At 40.0% G+C, this 15,804-nt stretch carries 16 protein-coding genes; 4 read left to right on the forward strand and 12 right to left on the reverse strand.

The window, feature by feature from the left end:
- Positions 1–11: 11 nt before the first annotated feature.
- Genes rbsB through rbsD form a run of 4 tightly spaced genes read right to left on the reverse strand, consistent with a single transcriptional unit; the run spans position 12 to position 3,819 of the window.
- Positions 12–890, reverse strand: coding sequence for a ribose ABC transporter substrate-binding protein RbsB (rbsB, locus tag CVP05_RS08670; protein ID WP_100289178.1), 879 nt, complete (start codon positions 888–890; stop codon positions 12–14).
- A 20-nt stretch (positions 891–910) separates the two neighbouring features.
- Positions 911–1,885: a ribose ABC transporter permease gene (gene rbsC / locus CVP05_RS08675; RefSeq protein ID WP_100289179.1), complete on the reverse strand. Its 975-nt coding sequence runs from the start codon at positions 1,883–1,885 to the stop codon at positions 911–913.
- 8 nt (positions 1,886–1,893) lie between these two features.
- Entirely contained in the window at positions 1,894–3,387 is a 1,494-nt protein-coding gene (gene rbsA / locus CVP05_RS08680; protein WP_100289180.1) for a ribose ABC transporter ATP-binding protein RbsA, read from the reverse strand.
- Positions 3,388–3,399: 12 nt separating this feature from the next.
- Positions 3,400–3,819 (reverse strand): D-ribose pyranase, encoded by a 420-nt coding sequence (rbsD, locus tag CVP05_RS08685; protein WP_100289181.1) that lies wholly within the window; start codon positions 3,817–3,819, stop codon positions 3,400–3,402.
- Positions 3,820–4,142: 323 nt separating this feature from the next.
- Here rbsD and CVP05_RS08690 point away from each other — a divergent pair, with 323 nt between their 5' ends.
- Positions 4,143–5,339, forward strand: a complete 1,197-nt coding sequence (locus CVP05_RS08690; RefSeq protein ID WP_100289182.1) for an ATP-binding protein — start codon at positions 4,143–4,145, stop codon at positions 5,337–5,339.
- 168 nt (positions 5,340–5,507) lie between these two features.
- Here the strand turns inward: CVP05_RS08690 and clpX are convergent, their stop codons facing one another.
- From clpX to CVP05_RS08725, 7 genes are all read right to left on the reverse strand, one after another.
- A complete protein-coding gene (clpX, locus tag CVP05_RS08695) occupies positions 5,508–6,767 on the reverse strand; it encodes an ATP-dependent protease ATP-binding subunit ClpX (RefSeq protein ID WP_100289183.1) in 1,260 nt (419 codons plus the stop codon).
- A 14-nt stretch (positions 6,768–6,781) separates the two neighbouring features.
- Entirely contained in the window at positions 6,782–7,363 is a 582-nt protein-coding gene (gene clpP, locus CVP05_RS08700) for an ATP-dependent Clp endopeptidase proteolytic subunit ClpP (protein ID WP_100289184.1), read from the reverse strand.
- 152 nt (positions 7,364–7,515) lie between these two features.
- Positions 7,516–8,814 (reverse strand): trigger factor, encoded by a 1,299-nt coding sequence (gene tig, locus CVP05_RS08705; RefSeq protein ID WP_100289185.1) that lies wholly within the window; start codon positions 8,812–8,814, stop codon positions 7,516–7,518.
- 195 nt (positions 8,815–9,009) lie between these two features.
- On the reverse strand, positions 9,010–9,453 hold the full coding sequence (lysM, locus tag CVP05_RS08710) for a peptidoglycan-binding protein LysM (RefSeq protein ID WP_100289186.1): 444 nt from the start codon (positions 9,451–9,453) through the stop codon (positions 9,010–9,012).
- Between the two features lie 224 nt (positions 9,454–9,677).
- Complete coding sequence (gene ygiD / locus CVP05_RS08715; RefSeq protein ID WP_100289187.1) at positions 9,678–10,475, reverse strand: 4,5-DOPA-extradiol-dioxygenase; 798 nt, start codon at positions 10,473–10,475, stop codon at positions 9,678–9,680.
- A 9-nt stretch (positions 10,476–10,484) separates the two neighbouring features.
- On the reverse strand, positions 10,485–11,105 hold the full coding sequence (locus CVP05_RS08720) for a DsbA family protein (protein ID WP_100289188.1): 621 nt from the start codon (positions 11,103–11,105) through the stop codon (positions 10,485–10,487).
- 2 nt (positions 11,106–11,107) lie between these two features.
- Complete coding sequence (locus CVP05_RS08725; RefSeq protein ID WP_100289189.1) at positions 11,108–11,755, reverse strand: NAD(P)-dependent oxidoreductase; 648 nt, start codon at positions 11,753–11,755, stop codon at positions 11,108–11,110.
- Between the two features lie 158 nt (positions 11,756–11,913).
- Here CVP05_RS08725 and CVP05_RS08730 point away from each other — a divergent pair, with 158 nt between their 5' ends.
- Complete coding sequence (locus CVP05_RS08730; protein ID WP_100289190.1) at positions 11,914–12,789, forward strand: LysR family transcriptional regulator; 876 nt, start codon at positions 11,914–11,916, stop codon at positions 12,787–12,789.
- Positions 12,790–12,887: 98 nt separating this feature from the next.
- Here CVP05_RS08730 and CVP05_RS08735 read toward each other — a convergent pair whose 3' ends face one another.
- Positions 12,888–13,571, reverse strand: a complete 684-nt coding sequence (locus CVP05_RS08735; protein WP_100289191.1) for a 2,3-diphosphoglycerate-dependent phosphoglycerate mutase — start codon at positions 13,569–13,571, stop codon at positions 12,888–12,890.
- Positions 13,572–13,727: 156 nt separating this feature from the next.
- On the opposite strand from CVP05_RS08735, the gene envC reads away from it, so the two are divergent.
- The gene (gene envC, locus CVP05_RS08740; protein ID WP_100289192.1) at positions 13,728–14,954 is read left to right on the forward strand and encodes a murein hydrolase activator EnvC; all 1,227 of its coding nucleotides are present in this window, start codon (positions 13,728–13,730) and stop codon (positions 14,952–14,954) included.
- Positions 14,954–15,796 (forward strand): divergent polysaccharide deacetylase family protein, encoded by an 843-nt coding sequence (locus tag CVP05_RS08745; protein WP_100289275.1) that lies wholly within the window; start codon positions 14,954–14,956, stop codon positions 15,794–15,796. Before envC ends, CVP05_RS08745 begins: the two co-directional genes overlap by 1 nt.
- The last annotated feature ends 8 nt before the right edge of the window (positions 15,797–15,804 follow it).

Genomic DNA, 15,804 nt, shown 5'->3' on the forward strand with positions numbered 1-15,804 from the left:
TTTATAACCAATTATTTGGTGATGACTTTTAAATCCACTGGGATTTTGGTATCAACGGTTTCTCCTTTGATAATTTTATCAGCGGTGATGACACCAAGCTCGCCAATCAGCTCTGGTTGCTGTGCGATAGTTGCAGCCATTTGCCCGCCTTTTACTGCTTTTACGCCGTCATCAGTGCCATCAAAGCCGACAATTAAGATTTGTTTATTTGCTGCTTTGATTGCACGTAAAGCACCTAATGCCATTTCGTCATTTTGTGCGAATACCGCTTGTACCGCGCCTTTGCTTGCAAGCAAGTTTTCCATCACATTTAACCCTTTGGTACGGTCAAAATCAGCGGGTTGACTTGCTAATACATCAAATTTGTGTGCGTCAATTGCTTGTTTAAACCCTTCGCCACGTTCACGAGCAGCAGAGGTGCCAGCAATGCCTTCTAGTTGAATAACTTTCGCACCGTCACCGAGTTTCTCAGCGATAAAATCACCGGCCATTTTACCGCCTGCTACATTGTCTGATGCGATATGGCTGACTACGTTACCTTTGGCAGCGCCGCGATCTAACGTGATCACAGGAATATTATTGCGGTTGGCCATCGCAACAGCATTGCTGACAGCTTCGGAATCCGTTGGGTTGATTAATAAGACTTTTGCGCCACGCACTGTTAAATCTTCCACGTTAGCAAGTTCTTTAGCGGGATCATTTTGTGAGTCTAACACCACTAATTTATAGCCTAGCTCATCGGCTTTTTTCTGTGCACCATCACGTAGAGACACAAAGAATGGGTTATCTAAGGTAGAAACCGCGAGAGCAATGGTTTCTTGTGCTAATGCAGTGCCACTAATAGCAAGGCTTAACATGATGCTGGAAGCGAGGGTAGTGAGTTTTTTCATTGAACGTTCTCCTTGTATAATTATGCTCTTTTCGAGCCGAGATAGTTATCCGCTAAAACTGCAACTAAGATAACCAATGCTTTTGCTATCATTTGATAGTAAGATGAAATATCTAATAAATTCAAAGCATTATTTAAAAATCCGATGATTAATGCTCCGATTAATGTTCCCATTACTCGTCCTTTGCCCCCCATTAAGCTTGTACCGCCTACTACAACCGCAGCAATGGCATCGAGTTCATAAGAAACGCCGGCAGTTGGCTGCGCGGAAGACAGGCGAGCGGTGACAATAAGACCGGCTAATGCAGATAAGAAACCGCTGACGGCAAATACAAAGATTTTTACCTTATTAACATTAATGCCTGATAACTGTGTTGCCGATTCGTTACCACCAAGTGCATAAATATAACGTCCCATACGGGTGTGTTTCAAAATATACCATGCGATAGCAAATACGAAGACCATAATCCAAATAGGCAATGGAATCCCAAATAAATAGCCGGTACCAAGATAAGCAAAGGCATCGGCAGTATTAGAAAATCCCGTGCTAATTGGGCGACCGTCGGTATATACCATGGTGATACCGCGTAATAAGGTCATGGTGACTAGGGTAGCAATAAAGGCTTGTACTTTACCTTTGGCCACAATGACACCGCTTACCCCGCCAAGTAAAGTGCCGATGAGTAAAGTCAGCGGAATGACGAGAAAAATAGACATTTCCATACCAACCATGCTCGCAGCAATGGCACCAGTTAGGGCTAATACGGATCCGACAGATAAGTCAATGCCTGCAATCAAAATCACAAAGGTCATACCGACGGCAATAATTGCATTAACGGAGGTTTGGCGTAGGATATTGAGAATATTATCCATGCTGAAAAAATCAGGGTTGATCATTGAAACAATGGCGATAAGCACAAGTAGCGCAATGATCGAACGTTGTTCTAATAAGAATCTTCCTAGCTGAAAAGATTGTGTGGTTTGAGTTTTAGTCATAATTTCCTCTATTTATCCTTACCAATGGCGGCAGCGAGTAGTTTTTCTTGGGTTGCTTCGCCACGTTGAAATTCACCGCTAATTCGACCTTCATGCATCACTAAAATGCGATCGCTCATTCCCAATACTTCGGGCATTTCAGATGAAACGATGATGATACTTAAGCCTTCCTGTTTGAATTTGTTAATCAGTTGATAAATTTCTTTTTTAGCACCGACATCAACTCCTCTCGTCGGTTCATCAAGAATTAAAACATCGGGGCGAGTCATCAAGCCTTTAGCTATTGCGACTTTTTGTTGATTACCTCCGGATAATAACCCTATAGGCTGATTAGGGCTTGGGGTTTTAACATTGAATAATTCAATAAAGTCATTTACTACCATATTTTCCGCTTGTTGATCGATATGTCCCAAACGAGCAAAGTATTTTAAGGCCGTGAGTGACATATTCTCTTTTACCGACATGCCTAAAATTAAGCCGTCGCCTTTGCGGTCTTCAGAAATATATACAATGCCTTTATCTAGGCCATCTTGAGGACAGCGATTAAAAATTTCTTGATTATTTAACCGCACTTTTCCTTCTGTACGAGGCAGCGCACCATATAATACTTTCATCAACTCGGTACGCCCTGCGCCCATTAAACCGGAGATGCCTAGAATTTCACCGCTATGTAATTTAAAGCTGATATTATGCACTCCGCTGCCACTGAGGTTTTCTACTTCAAGGCGTATTTCACCTTGGGCTTGTTCAATATGAGGATATTGTTCATCTAAACGACGACCTACCATCATTTCAATCAGGCTGTCTTCAGTCAGGTCACTGACAGGACTTTCTCCGATAAATTGTCCGTCTCGTAATACGGTGACATCATCGCAAATTTCAAAAATTTCTTTGATACGGTGTGAGATATAGACGATGCCGCGTTTTTCGGCTTTTAGTTCACGAATGACCTTAAATAATGCTTCGGTTTCGGTGTCTGTTAACGCATCAGTGGGTTCATCCATGATAATAACTTGAGATTCAAAACTGAGTGCCTTCGCGATTTCTACCATTTGTTTTTCACCAATGGACAGTTCTGCGCAAAGTTGGTGGCTACTGTAAGGTACGCCTAAACGCGCGAGCAATAGGTCAGCTTCGCGGTACATGCGTTTCCAATCAATGCCACCGAAAGCATTTAGAAATTCACGTCCGAGAAAAATGTTTTCAGCAATGGTGAGATTGTCGACAAGATTTAACTCTTGGTGAATAATGCTGATTCCCGCTTCTTGAGAATCTTTTGGCCCTTTGAAAGCGACATGCTGTCCAAGATATTCGATAGTGCCAGCGTCTTTGTTGTAAATCCCCGTTAATACTTTCATTAAGGTGGATTTGCCTGCGCCATTTTCGCCCATTAGCGCCATGGCGCGCCCAGCATAGACGGACAGGCAGGCATTATTCAATGCTTTTACGCCAGGAAAACTTTTGTCTATTCCGTTGAGTTTTAATAAGATTTCATGTTGCATGATTGGCTCTCGTTAAAAAGGCACACCTGAATATAAAATCACATTGGCATAAGGCGAACATTCGCCAGTACGTACAATGCCTTTGCTATGATTTGCGAACTGTTTAAATTCTTCATGGCTAACATATTCTATAAAGATTTTATTTTGCTGCACTTGCTCAAGTGTTTGAAAATGCGCAAGAAGTGCGGTATGAATTTGAGGATTTTTTAATTTAATTTCCTCTGCGATTAATGCACGCTCAATAAATAATTCATGGCTGACTACCTCAAGGGTTTGTAAAAAAGTAGGAACACCTTGAGTGAGGGCTAAATCAACGCGCGCTACATCATTTGGGATAGGCAAGCCAGCATCACAAATGGTAATACCATCAGTATGCCCAACACTCGCGATTAAGTGGGAAAGTTGTGCATTCAGCACAGCACTTTTTTTCATTATGCTCTCCGTGAGTTGAGATAAAATTACTATCGAAACGTTTCGATAGCTTTAGTCTAAAGAGAAATACGGAAAAAATAAAAGAGAAAAGTGTAAAAGTGTGAGGTGGATCGAATTTTTTATAAAAAAATGCGGTATTATGTAGCAGTTGCACAAAGACCGATTAGCTCAATTCTACTATAATCCTTGTGAGTATTTTTACATCACAAGGATTTTTTATTATAGCCAAACTTTGGCTAGCTATAATAAAAAGTTTTATTTATAATTAAAACTTTACTGAGTAAAGGTAAAACTTGCATTTATAAAATTAAAAAATGGATACTATGAAAACAGATTTCGTCTATCGCAAACGCTATTTAGAGCTGGTTCGCCCGTTTATGGGTAAAAAACTGATTAAAGTCTTCACTGGGCAACGGCGTGTCGGCAAGAGTTATCTGCTGTTTCAGATTATGCAGGAAATCAAAACCGATCATATTATCTACATCAATAAAGAAGATCTTGCTTTCAGCCATATCAAAACTGCCGAAGATCTCAATGCTTGTATCCAAGCCGAGAAAAAGAGCGGTCAAAAAAATGCGGTGTTTATTGATGAAATTCAGGAAATCGCTGGCTTTGAACAAGCCTTGCGTTCTCTACTACTTGACGATGAACTCGATTTATATTGCACAGGAAGTAACGCTCATCTGCTTTCCCGTGATATTGCTGGCAGTTTAAGTGGACGTTCCATTGAAATTACCGTGCATTCCCTTTCTTATTTTGAATTTTTGGAATTTATGCACCTGGAAGACAGCGATAAATCAATGTCGTTGTTTTTAAAATACGGTGGATTGCCTTATTTAAAAGAACTCCCATTGCAAGACCATGTTGTGTTTGAATACTTGCGTAATATTTATTCCACCATTGCCATGCGCGATATAGCCAACCGCTATGCTCTGCGTAATACGCTGTTTTTAGAGCAGCTCACCCAATTTCTAGCCAGCAATATAGGTAACTTATTTTCAGCTAAAAAAATCAGTGATTTTCTAAAATCTCAACAAATTTCCACATCTGTTGCACAAGTGCAAAACTACACTGAATATCTTGCTAATGCATTTTTAATCCACAAAGTGCCACGCTATGATATTGAAGGCAAACGAATTTTTGAAATCGGCGAGAAATACTATTTTGAAGACTTAGGCGTTCGCAATGCCTTAATTGGCTACCGGGTGCAAGATCGTGGCAAACTGTTGGAAAACGTTATTTTCAACCATCTACAAATCGCAGGCTATAATGTCAAAATCGGTGGATTAAATAGCCAAGAAATTGATTTTGTGGCAGAAAAAAATGGTGAACGAATTTATGTTCAAGCCACTTTAACTATTAACGAAGAAAAGACCCTTGAACGAGAATTTGGTAATTTATTGAAAATTCAAGATAACTACCCAAAGTTTGTCGTTACTATGGACGAGTTTGAAGGGAATAGTTTTGAAGGGGTGGTTTGTTTGAGTTTGAGGGGATTTTTGAAGTGGTTGGAGAAATAAAATATAAAATCGAGCAATCGCCCGATTTTATATTCTAAATAATCTCACCCCATACTATTTGTATTGGGGAGCTTAAGGTATTTAGCTGTTTTAATCTTTGTGTAACTGCTACATAATACCGAAAAAATGAGCGATCCCTGATCGCTCAAAATGATTCGATAAATGAATTTACCCTTTGAGGTATTTTAGTGTAGGAGGTTGCTGCTCTGTGATAACCGCTTCATCTACAATGACTTTTTCTAGATTTTCTAGAGACGGTAAATCATACATAGTATCAAGTAAAGCAGACTCAACGATAGAACGTAAACCACGCGCACCTGTTTTCCGTTCAAGGGCTTTTTTCGCGATAGCAGTTAAGGCCTCAAGGGTGAACTCTAAATCTACATGTTCTAGGTGGAATAATGCCTGATACTGCTTCGTTAGGGCATTTTTAGGTTCCGTTAAAATTTGGATTAAGGCGGCTTCATCGAGTTCACTTAATGGCGCAACTACAGGCAAACGCCCAATAAATTCCGGAATCAAGCCGAATTTAATTAAATCTTCAGTTTCTACCTGTTTAAATAATTCGCTTAAACTAATTTTATCTTTTTCCCCTTTGACCTCAGCATTAAAGCCAATACCGCTGCCGGTATGTACACGGCGTTCAATTACCTTGTCTAATCCGGCAAATGCGCCTCCACAAATAAAGAGAATTTTTGAGGTATCGACACGCAAGAACTCTTGTTGTGGATGCTTACGTCCTCCCTGTGGTGGAATGGACGCTATAGTGCCTTCAATAAGTTTTAATAAGGCTTGCTGCACCCCCTCACCGGAGACATCACGTGTGATCGAAGGATTATCCGATTTGCGTGTAATTTTATCAATTTCATCAATATAGATAATGCCTTGTTCAGCTTTTTCAGGGTTGTAATCACAGTTTTGTAATAATTTCTGAATGATATTTTCAACATCCTCGCCCACATAACCCGCTTCGGTTAACGTTGTCGCATCAGCCATAGCAAATGGCACATTCAGCATACGTGCTAAACTTTCGGCTAATAATGTTTTGCCACTACCTGTTGGGCCAATTAATAAAATATTACTTTTGCCCAACTCCACATCGTCAGATTTGTGCTGAGAGCGTAAACGCTTGTAATGATTATAAACCGCCACTGATAATACTTTTTTGGCATAATCTTGCCCAATGACATAATCATCTAAATGCGCGCGAATCTCATGTGGCGTGGGGAGCGGTTGCTGTGTTATGTCATCTGTGCTTTCTTGTGCTTCTTCTTCAGTTTCTTCTTCCGCATGCACCAAGGCATAACAAGATTCAATACAGTTATGGCAAATCAAACCGTTGTTGTGTTCACCGGCAATTAATTCGCCGACTTCTTCTTTTTGCTTGCCACAGAATGAGCAACAAAGTTCTTTGTCTTTTGTAGTCATAACTTTTCCAATTTTTATCGTTTTGCAATTACTTCATCAACTAAACCATAGGCTTTGGCTTGTTCTGCTGACATAAAATTATCGCGATCTGTGTCTTGTTCGATACGCTCTAGAGGTTGTCCCGTATGGAATGCCAAACGTTGATTTAAGGTATCTTTGATTTTCAAAATTTCTTGAGCATGAATTTGAATATCAGAGGCTTGTCCACGAAATCCGCCGAGTGGTTGGTGGATCATGACACGAGCATGTGGCAGTGCCGCACGTTTGCCCGCTGTACCACCAGCAAGTAAAAATGCGCCCATAGAACAAGCTTGTCCAATACAGATGGTTCGAATATCCGGTTTGACAAATTGCATGGTGTCATAAATCGCCATTCCCGCAGTAACAGAACCACCGGGAGAGTTGATATAAATATTGATATCTTTTTCTGGATTTTCTGATTCTAAAAAAAGCAATTGGGCGACAATCAAATTCGCCATATTGTCTTCGACTTGGCCACTCAAAAAGATTACGCGTTCTTTTAATAGGCGAGAATAAATATCGTAGGCACGTTCGCCACGTGAGGTTTGGTCAACGACCATAGGAATTACACTCATAATGACCTCATAATTAATGACTAAATTGAAGCATTTTACATGAATTTTTGAAAAAAGGCTTTTTATTCATGCTATTTAAAAGAAAAGTGCGGTCAATTTCTTGCGAAAAATTGACCGCACTTTAAGTTTTATCAACCCTAAGCTAAACGTAATTAAGCTTGTGGATTCATAATTTCATCAAAAGAGGCTGCTTTTTCAGTCACTTGTGCTTTCGCAAGGACTGCATCAACAGCTTGTTCTTCTAATACCACATTGCGGATATTGTTACTGAGTTCTTTATTTGATTTGTAGTATTCAACCACTTCTTTCGGTTGCTCGTAAGCTGAGGCAATATCTTCAATCATTGTGTTTACGCGATCTTCATCAACTTTTAATTCGTTTGAAGTGATAACGCTTGATAATAATAAGCCGACTTGAACACGACGTTTTGCTTGTTCTTCAAACAATTCACGTGGTAATTGAGCCGCTTGTTGTGTATTGCCACCAAAACGTTGTGCCGCTTGGCCACGTAAGACTTCAATTTCTTGATCAATCGCTGCAGCTGGAACGTCAATCGGGTTTTGTTCCAATAAGCCATCGATCACTTGTGTTTTCACACGTGAAACTAAAGCATTTTTTAATTCACGCTGCATATTTTTGCTAATTTCATTACGCAAGTCTGCAACAGTTTTGGTATTTGGACCAAATTTTGCAACGAATTCATCAGTTAATTCTGGGAGTTCCATTGCTTCAACTTTTTTCAGCACAATGGCAAATTTAGCCGCTTTACCTTTTAGGTTCTCAGCGTGGTATGCTTCAGGGAAAGTGACATCAATATCAAAAGACTCACCTGCTTTCTTGCCAACGATACCTTCTTCAAAACCAGGAATCATACGGCCTTGTCCCATCGCAAGAACGAAATCTGTTGCTTTACCACCTTCAAATTCTTCACCATCAACTGTACCAGTGAAATCAATTGTCACTCGGTCTTCAGCTTTAGCGGCATCTTGGGTTTCTGACCAAGTGGCTTGTTGTTTACGTAATACATCGATCATTTTATCGATATCGGCTTCATTAATTTCAACAACTGGTTTTTCAACTTTGATGTTTTCTAAACCTTTTAAGGTGACTTCTGGATAAACTTCAAACGTTGCAGAGAATTTTAAATCTTGACCGGCTTCAAACTGCTCAGGCGTGAATGTTGGGCGACCAGCAAGGTTCAGGTTGTCTTTAATCACGGCATCAAAGAAACTGCGCTGCATCACATCACCTAATACATCTTGACGTACTGATGCACCGAAGCGTTTTTCGATAATACTTGGAGGCACTTTACCTTTACGGAAGCCGTCAACTCGTGCATTCTTTGATACACGTTTTAATTCTTCACGTACTGCTTGTTCAATAGTGTCTGCAGGTACGGTAATAGTCATACGGCGCTCAAGGCCTTGTGTTGTTTCTACTGAAAATTGCATTTATGCTTACCTCGAAATAAATCTTTGCACTCGGCGAACCGCACCGAACACGGGATAAAAAAATTAATAGACGTTGAATTATAGCTATACTTAGGCAGTCAGTCGATAAAAATGGTAGAGAAAAACAGCATTTGCGCAAAATTTAACCATAGAAAGAATAAAAGCGGTGGGAAACCGCTTTTATCAATCAATGATTTATAATGATTTAGGAATACGAATTTTTTGACCTGGAAAGATCTTATCCGCGTCTTTGATAACTTCTTTATTCGCTTCCACGATTGCAGTGTATTTCGCACCGTTACCGTAATTTTTTTCTGCGATTTTCCATAGTGTATCGCCTTTTTGGATAATATAAAACTCATCATCACCCGCTAAAGCTTCTCCACTTTTAATCGTTACACCTTCTGTTGTTACAGACGTAATACCAGCAATATTACCCGCCATTAAAATGGCTTTTTCTAGGGCACTAGCTGAATCCGCAGTACCTTCGATTTTTGCTACTCCGTCTTCTACTTTTACGGAGACATTTTCAATGCCTGGATTATCTTCCGCAATATGGTTTGTTACAGCTTCAGAGGCTTCTTCTTTTTTAGAGAAAATTTTGCGCCCGATATCGCCTACAAAATCAAATAAACCCATTTTATCTTTCCTTAGCTAAGTTGATTAGCGAATTGTTGAATTAGAAATTGCACAATAGCGAAATTTTGACAAAATGTCTAGAAATCCGCAAGAAAGTGCGGTTGAAAGAGATGATTTTTTCATTTTGTTTCCAATTAAAAGTGAATTTTCGTTTAGAACAAGTTTTAATATAGCTTAATAATTAAAAAACCTCTAACAAATTGTTAGAGGTTATTGAGGTTTAACTATATTCTCACTGTTACAGAGGTCATAGACAGCGATCCGCCGATAATTTCATCATTAAAAATCTGTACATTATCATTTTTTTCTCGCTGTGCCATTACATATAGCAATGGTAGGTAATGTTCAGAAGGTGTTGGCACAGAAAGGTTAGCATGTTGCCCTAAGTTTTGATAATCTAGCAGTGTCTGAGTATCATTTGTCAAAATAGCCTGATTGATTTGTTGGTGAAATAACGCTGCCCAATCATAGGCTACGGAATGATCCATTTGAGCAAAATTTAATTCATGTAAATTATGCACAATATTTCCACTTCCCATAATGAGTATGCCCGCATCACTTAGCACGCTGAGTTTCTTGGCAATTTGCCAATGCCAGCTGGCAGGCTTGGACAAGTTAAGTGATAATTGCACAACAGGGATATCCGCATTTGGATAAAAATGTCGCAGGACTGCCCATGCGCCATGATCTAAACCACGCTTATCATCTGCAATAATGCCGTCATCCGCAAGTAGAGACATCACTTGCCCGGCTAATGCTATTGATCCTTTAGCGGGATATTGCGTTTGATACAATGCTTCGGGAAAACCATAAAAATCATAAATAATGGGGTTGTTTTCGCCTGTCATCACGCGAAAATCTCGTCCATACCAATGGGCGGAAATCATTAAAATTGCCTGTGGCTTGCCATATTTTGCGGTAATGTTTTTCGCCATTTGTGAAAATCCGTTATTAAACGGATTTTTGTTATCAATAGCATTCATCGGGCTACCATGCCCCAGAAATACTGCGGGAAATTTCATTTTTTATCCTTACATTGATAAAATAGACGTTAGGTTTTTGTCTAATTCTGCCACGCCCATTGCATTTTGACGAAGATCGTAATATTTGTCATCATACTTGAGTACCAGCGTTGGGTAACTTTGTACGCCAAATTGTTGAGTAAGGGCAAAATCACTTATTGCTGTCTGGCTTGCTAAGCATTGAGATAATGCTTCCTTGCTGATTTTATCTTGCAAATTAAAGTGTTCAAGTAAAGGCAAATAGCTCTCTACTTTAGTCAAATCTGCACCTTTTTGATAAAACGCTGTTTGCATTGCTTTGGCAAAATCAAAGAGCGGTCGATTTTTAAGAAATTTTTTCATTTCCATCAGTACAGCCGCTGGGTGATAAGAGTTCATTTGATACGTACCCTGCTCAACTAATTGGTTGTAAGCCGTGCCAAATTGCACCCCAAACATCTCGCCAATACGCGCATTTGCTCCAGCGATATAAGGCATGTTGCTCATGGGTTGCACACGAGCACCCACAAACAATCCTCCTGAAACCACGTCCACTTCAAGTTCTGGATGTTTATCCAAAAATTCGGCTAACACCTTGCCAAAACCAAAGCACCAGCCACAATAAGCATCCCAAAAATAAATGACTTTCATGATTACGCTTCTGCCACAGTAAAACGTTCAAACAAATGCCCTTTCGTTTCTACATCATCAATAATTGCACAAGCTAAATCCGGTAGAGAAATGTTGGCAAGTTCATCACCCGTGAATAATACTTCGTCTTTACCTACACGATATTTTCCTGAGCGGGTTTCAATATCACCTTCAAACATCGCAGGAGGGCTGATAAACGACCAGTTTACATCGCGACGATTTTGTAAATCCTTTAACCAGTTGCGGGCGGCATTTGCACCATCATAGATTTCTTTTGGAAACTCTGGGGTATCAATCAGCTGCACATTTGGTTCAATATAAAGGCTACCTGCGCCACCCACAACTAATAAATAAGGCACTGCCGCCGCTTTCGCCGCTTCGGTGATGGCATTTGCCCCTTTTTCAAAATCAGCTCCCGCATTTGGGTTTGTCCAACCACCATTAAACGCACTGACTACCGCATCAAAGCCTTTTAACTGCTCGGCGAAATCGGCAGCATTCACATCAAAAGCGACCGCTTGTACATTGTCTAGTTGTTCAACTTTATCTACGTTACGAGCAAATGCGACAACTTGATGTCCACGACTTGCGGCCTCACGCACCACACCACGACCGACTGTACCTGTTGCTCCAATCACTGCAATTTTCATTTTTTAATCCTCTTCATTAAAGTGTCATTGATTTATTTAAAACCCTTGATATGTTGTATGTATACCTTGCGTTTCAAGATGTATGCAGTATATGCCTTTAAATTTTGGTTGGGAATGGATAAAATTGAGAAATTAATTTTCAGAAATGAGAGGAAAGAATGGATCTCAATGCATTACGTTTATTCATTGCGACTGCCCAAGCGGGTTCTTTGTCTAAGGCTGCGGAGAAAATAGGTGTGCCACTGCCAACATTAAGCCGGCGTTTAACAGAATTGGAAAATGAGTTAAAAACGCAGTTGTTGGATCGTGGGAGAAAAGGTGTCCGCTTAACGACTTCAGGGCAGCGATTGTTTGATCAAACGTTCTATAACATTGAAGCCCTGCTGGAAGCAGAGCGCAATGTTAAAAGCGATTTGCAAAATTTACATGGTAAATTGCGTTTATCATTACCTCCTAACTTTGAATTTTGGGGAGAATTGATCATTGCTTTTCAACAGGCTTATCCGAATATTGATGTGAGTTGCCATTATACGGATATGTTATTGGATTTAACCCAAGACCAAATCGATGTTGCGTTACGCATTGGTGAACTTTATACCGATAAAGTGCGAGCAAAGAAGTGTCCGAATATTCGACATTATTTGTATGCAAGCCCCGAGTTTATCGAGCGGTTTGGTACGCCCAGTGCGCCCAACGCTTTAGCAGAATATGCATTAGCAGGTTGGCATTTTAGTCGTAGTATGGCAAATTTTTGGCATTTAGCAGATGAAAAATTTGTACCCGAATTAAGGTTTTCTGCGAATAATTTTAATGTGTTATGTGACTATGCTTTAGCCGGAATGGCGATTACTGAACTCCCTGAGTTTATTGCAAGACCTCATCTTGAGTCCGGACGATTAGTGAAGATATTCGCAGAGTACCCGCTACTCGATCTCAATGTACACCTAATCTATGCGGCTCATCGTCACCCTTCAACCATTGTGCGAGCTTATTTGGCTTTTTGTGAGAGTTGGCTACAAACGCGATTTAAATAAAGTAAAAGGACTGAAACCCATTGAATATGGGAAACAGTCCTTAATGTAATCGTCTAACTTTCTCGAGTCAGATCAATGATTATCCCTTCGATATTGAATTAAAGATAAAATTTCTCAACGAAGTTTAATTTATCATCAAGTTTTAAGACTAATGGTTGACCAGTTGGGATTTCAAAATCCATGATGTCAGCATCAGAAATACCGATAATATGTTTCGCAAGTGCGCGAAGTGAGTTTCCGTGAGCTGTGACTAATACGCGTTTGCCAGATAGCAATGCTGGAGCAATTTGATCTTCCCAGAATGGTAATACACGCTCAAGCGTGATTTTGAGGTTCTCAGCATTTGGTACGACATCTTTTGGTAAATCAGCATAACGGCGATCGTTATGTGCAGAATTTGGATCAGCTGGGTCTAAGTCTGGCGGTGAAATATCATAAGAACGGCGCCAAATATGTACTTGTTCATCACCATATTGCTCCGCAGTCGCTTTTTTATCTAAACCTTGTAATGCGCCATAGTGACGTTCATTTAAACGCCAATTTTTGACTTGTGGAATCCATAATTGATTTGATTCTTCTAAAACAATATTACACGTTTTAATTGCACGAGTGAGTACTGAAGTGAAAGCAATATCAAATTCATAACCCGCATCTAATAATTTTTTACCTGCAGCTTTGGCTTCTTCAATCCCACGTTCTGTTAAATTGACATCGCGCCAACCGGTGAATAAGTTCTTTGCATTCCATTCACTGAAACCGTGACGAATAAAAACTAATTCCATGATTTTCTCCTATGAGTTAAACAATAAAATATTATGTTCTTTATAACAAAATTTGCTTCTTTTTGAAAGTCACGTTTGTGTAATTACTGATCTTTCGCAAAATTTGGAAAAAAATGATATATTGCATTTTTATTCTTTGGGTAGGAAAGCATTGCGATGTTATTGTCATTTTATCAAAAAAAATTTCAGATATTGACCGCACTTTCGGGCGTATTACTTTGTGTCTTGCCGAGTGCGCATGCCAATGATCTGTCAAAAATACAGCAGCAAATAAAGCAAACAGAACAACAAATTGCGCAACAAAAACGCGAACAAAGCAAATTGCAGTCTACATTAAAAACCCAAGAAAACCGTATCAATAATGTCATCAATGATCTGCGCAAAACGGAAGCTGAAATTCGTGAAAGTAATAAAATTATCGCAGAGACAGATAAGCAAATTACTCAATTAGAAAAGCAAGAAAAAGCCCAAAAAGAGAAATTGGCTAAACAGTTGGATTCAGCTTATCGTGCGAATAATAACCCTGCTTTGTTAGAACAGTTGTTATCGGAAGAGGCTAAAAATGCCGAGCGAATGAAAGTGTATTATGCCCATATGAATAAAGCACGGCTAGCATTAATTGATGATTTGAAAAAAACACAAGAACAATTAGCCCAAAACAAAGCCTTTATTCAAGAGCAACAAAAAGCACAACAAGCGCAGTTGAATGAACAAAAAAAACAACAGCGTGAATTACAAAGCGCGAAAAATGAACGAGAAAAAACCTTAAATCAAATTAATCGCACTTTGCAAAAAGATGAAAACCGTTTGGCGACATTACGAGCGAATGAAAACGCATTACGCCAAGAGATTCAACGGGCTGAACGCGCTGCACGTGAACAAGAAAAACGTGAGCGAGAAGCGTATGCGCAGAAAAAAGCCAATGAGGAAAAGAAAAATAATCGTCCTTATCAACCCACTGCTCAAGAACAGCAATTATTACGCACTGCTGGTGGTTTAGGTCAACCTCGTAAACAATATCGTTATCCCGTGTCAGGTAAAATCCTTAATAGTTATGGTTCAACTCAGGCGGGAGAAGTGCGCTGGAAAGGTATCGTAATAGGTGCCAGTGCCGGCACTCCTGTCAGTGCCATTGCCGATGGACGAGTTATTTTGGCAAGCTGGCTACAAGGCTATGGCTTAGTGGTGGCCATTGAACATGGTAAAGGTGATATTAGTTTATATGGCTATAACCAATCTGTTGCGGTACGTGTTGGAAACTTAGTTCGAGCAGGGCAAAAAATTGCTGAAGTGGGTAATAGTGGGGGGCAGGGGCGTTCTTCTCTGTTTTTCCAAATTACACGACAAGGGAATCCAGTCAATCCGGTAGGTTGGTTAAAATGATGAAGATATGTGGAAAAAGTGCGGTTAAAAATAGTCTTTTTTTCACCGCACTTATACTGACAAGCCTATCGGCTTATGGGAATAAACTGGCTATTGTGATTGATGATATTGGTTATCGTCAGAAAGAAGATAGTGCTATTTATTCTTTATCAAAAGAAATTTCTGTTGCGATTATTCCCTCTGCGCCTTATGCCAAGCAACGCAATCAACAAGCTAAGCAACAGGGACGAGATGTTCTCATTCATTTGCCGATGCAGGCGAAAAACGGTATGAAATTGGAAGAAGGGGGAATTTATTTGGGCATGAGCCAGCTTGAAGTTGATCAGCGAGTGGATCGAGCAAAGCAGATTGTGTCTTATGCAATAGGATTGAATAATCATACGGGCAGTGCTGCGACAGCGGATACCCCCTTAATGGAAAAATTGATGGTTGCGTTACAGCGTCAACATCTCTTCTTTTTGGATAGCCGTACCATAGGCAGCAGTGTGGCAGGTAAAATTGCGAAGCAGCGCGGGATAAGTGCATTAGATCGCCATATTTTCCTCGATGATAGTGATAAATTTGCTGATGTTCAAACCCAATTTCAGCGCGCTATTCAGTATGCTCGTAGACACGGGACTGCTATCGTCATTGGTCACCCACGACCAAATACCGTTGCAGTTTTGCAAGCGGGACTTCGACATTTGCCTAAAGATATTCAACTGGTGAGCATAGGGAGTTTATGGCGTAAAGAAAAAGTGGTACCGCCACAGCCATTTATTTTATTGTTTAGTGATCAACCGGCACCAACCTCAGTTCCACCATTTGATCATGTACCGAGTTTGCGTGGAATGCCTCAATAAAGAGAGAA

It is taken from the genome of Conservatibacter flavescens (assembly GCF_002795425.1).
GTDB lineage: Bacteria > Pseudomonadota > Gammaproteobacteria > Enterobacterales > Pasteurellaceae > Conservatibacter > Conservatibacter flavescens.

Bases quoted from the DNA above. Each gene is read 5' to 3' on its own strand.
- CVP05_RS08690 (WP_100289182.1), top strand. From the start codon at position 4,143: ATGAAAACAGATTTCGTCTATCGCAAACGCTATTTAGAGCTGGTTCGC.
- clpX (WP_100289183.1), bottom strand. From the start codon at position 6,767: ATGACTACAAAAGACAAAGAACTTTGTTGCTCATTCTGTGGCAAGCAA.
- clpP (WP_100289184.1), bottom strand. From the start codon at position 7,363: ATGAGTGTAATTCCTATGGTCGTTGACCAAACCTCACGTGGCGAACGT.
- ygiD (WP_100289187.1), bottom strand. From the start codon at position 10,475: ATGAAATTTCCCGCAGTATTTCTGGGGCATGGTAGCCCGATGAATGCT.
- lysM (WP_100289186.1), bottom strand. From the start codon at position 9,453: ATGGGTTTATTTGATTTTGTAGGCGATATCGGGCGCAAAATTTTCTCT.
- CVP05_RS08720 (WP_100289188.1), bottom strand. From the start codon at position 11,105: ATGAAAGTCATTTATTTTTGGGATGCTTATTGTGGCTGGTGCTTTGGT.
- envC (WP_100289192.1), top strand. From the start codon at position 13,728: ATGTTATTGTCATTTTATCAAAAAAAATTTCAGATATTGACCGCACTT.
- CVP05_RS08735 (WP_100289191.1), bottom strand. From the start codon at position 13,571: ATGGAATTAGTTTTTATTCGTCACGGTTTCAGTGAATGGAATGCAAAG.
- rbsA (WP_100289180.1), bottom strand. From the start codon at position 3,387: ATGCAACATGAAATCTTATTAAAACTCAACGGAATAGACAAAAGTTTT.
- CVP05_RS08725 (WP_100289189.1), bottom strand. From the start codon at position 11,755: ATGAAAATTGCAGTGATTGGAGCAACAGGTACAGTCGGTCGTGGTGTG.
- rbsC (WP_100289179.1), bottom strand. From the start codon at position 1,885: ATGACTAAAACTCAAACCACACAATCTTTTCAGCTAGGAAGATTCTTA.
- rbsD (WP_100289181.1), bottom strand. From the start codon at position 3,819: ATGAAAAAAAGTGCTGTGCTGAATGCACAACTTTCCCACTTAATCGCG.
- tig (WP_100289185.1), bottom strand. From the start codon at position 8,814: ATGCAATTTTCAGTAGAAACAACACAAGGCCTTGAGCGCCGTATGACT.
- rbsB (WP_100289178.1), bottom strand. From the start codon at position 890: ATGAAAAAACTCACTACCCTCGCTTCCAGCATCATGTTAAGCCTTGCT.
- CVP05_RS08745 (WP_100289275.1), top strand. From the start codon at position 14,954: ATGAAGATATGTGGAAAAAGTGCGGTTAAAAATAGTCTTTTTTTCACC.
- CVP05_RS08730 (WP_100289190.1), top strand. From the start codon at position 11,914: ATGGATCTCAATGCATTACGTTTATTCATTGCGACTGCCCAAGCGGGT.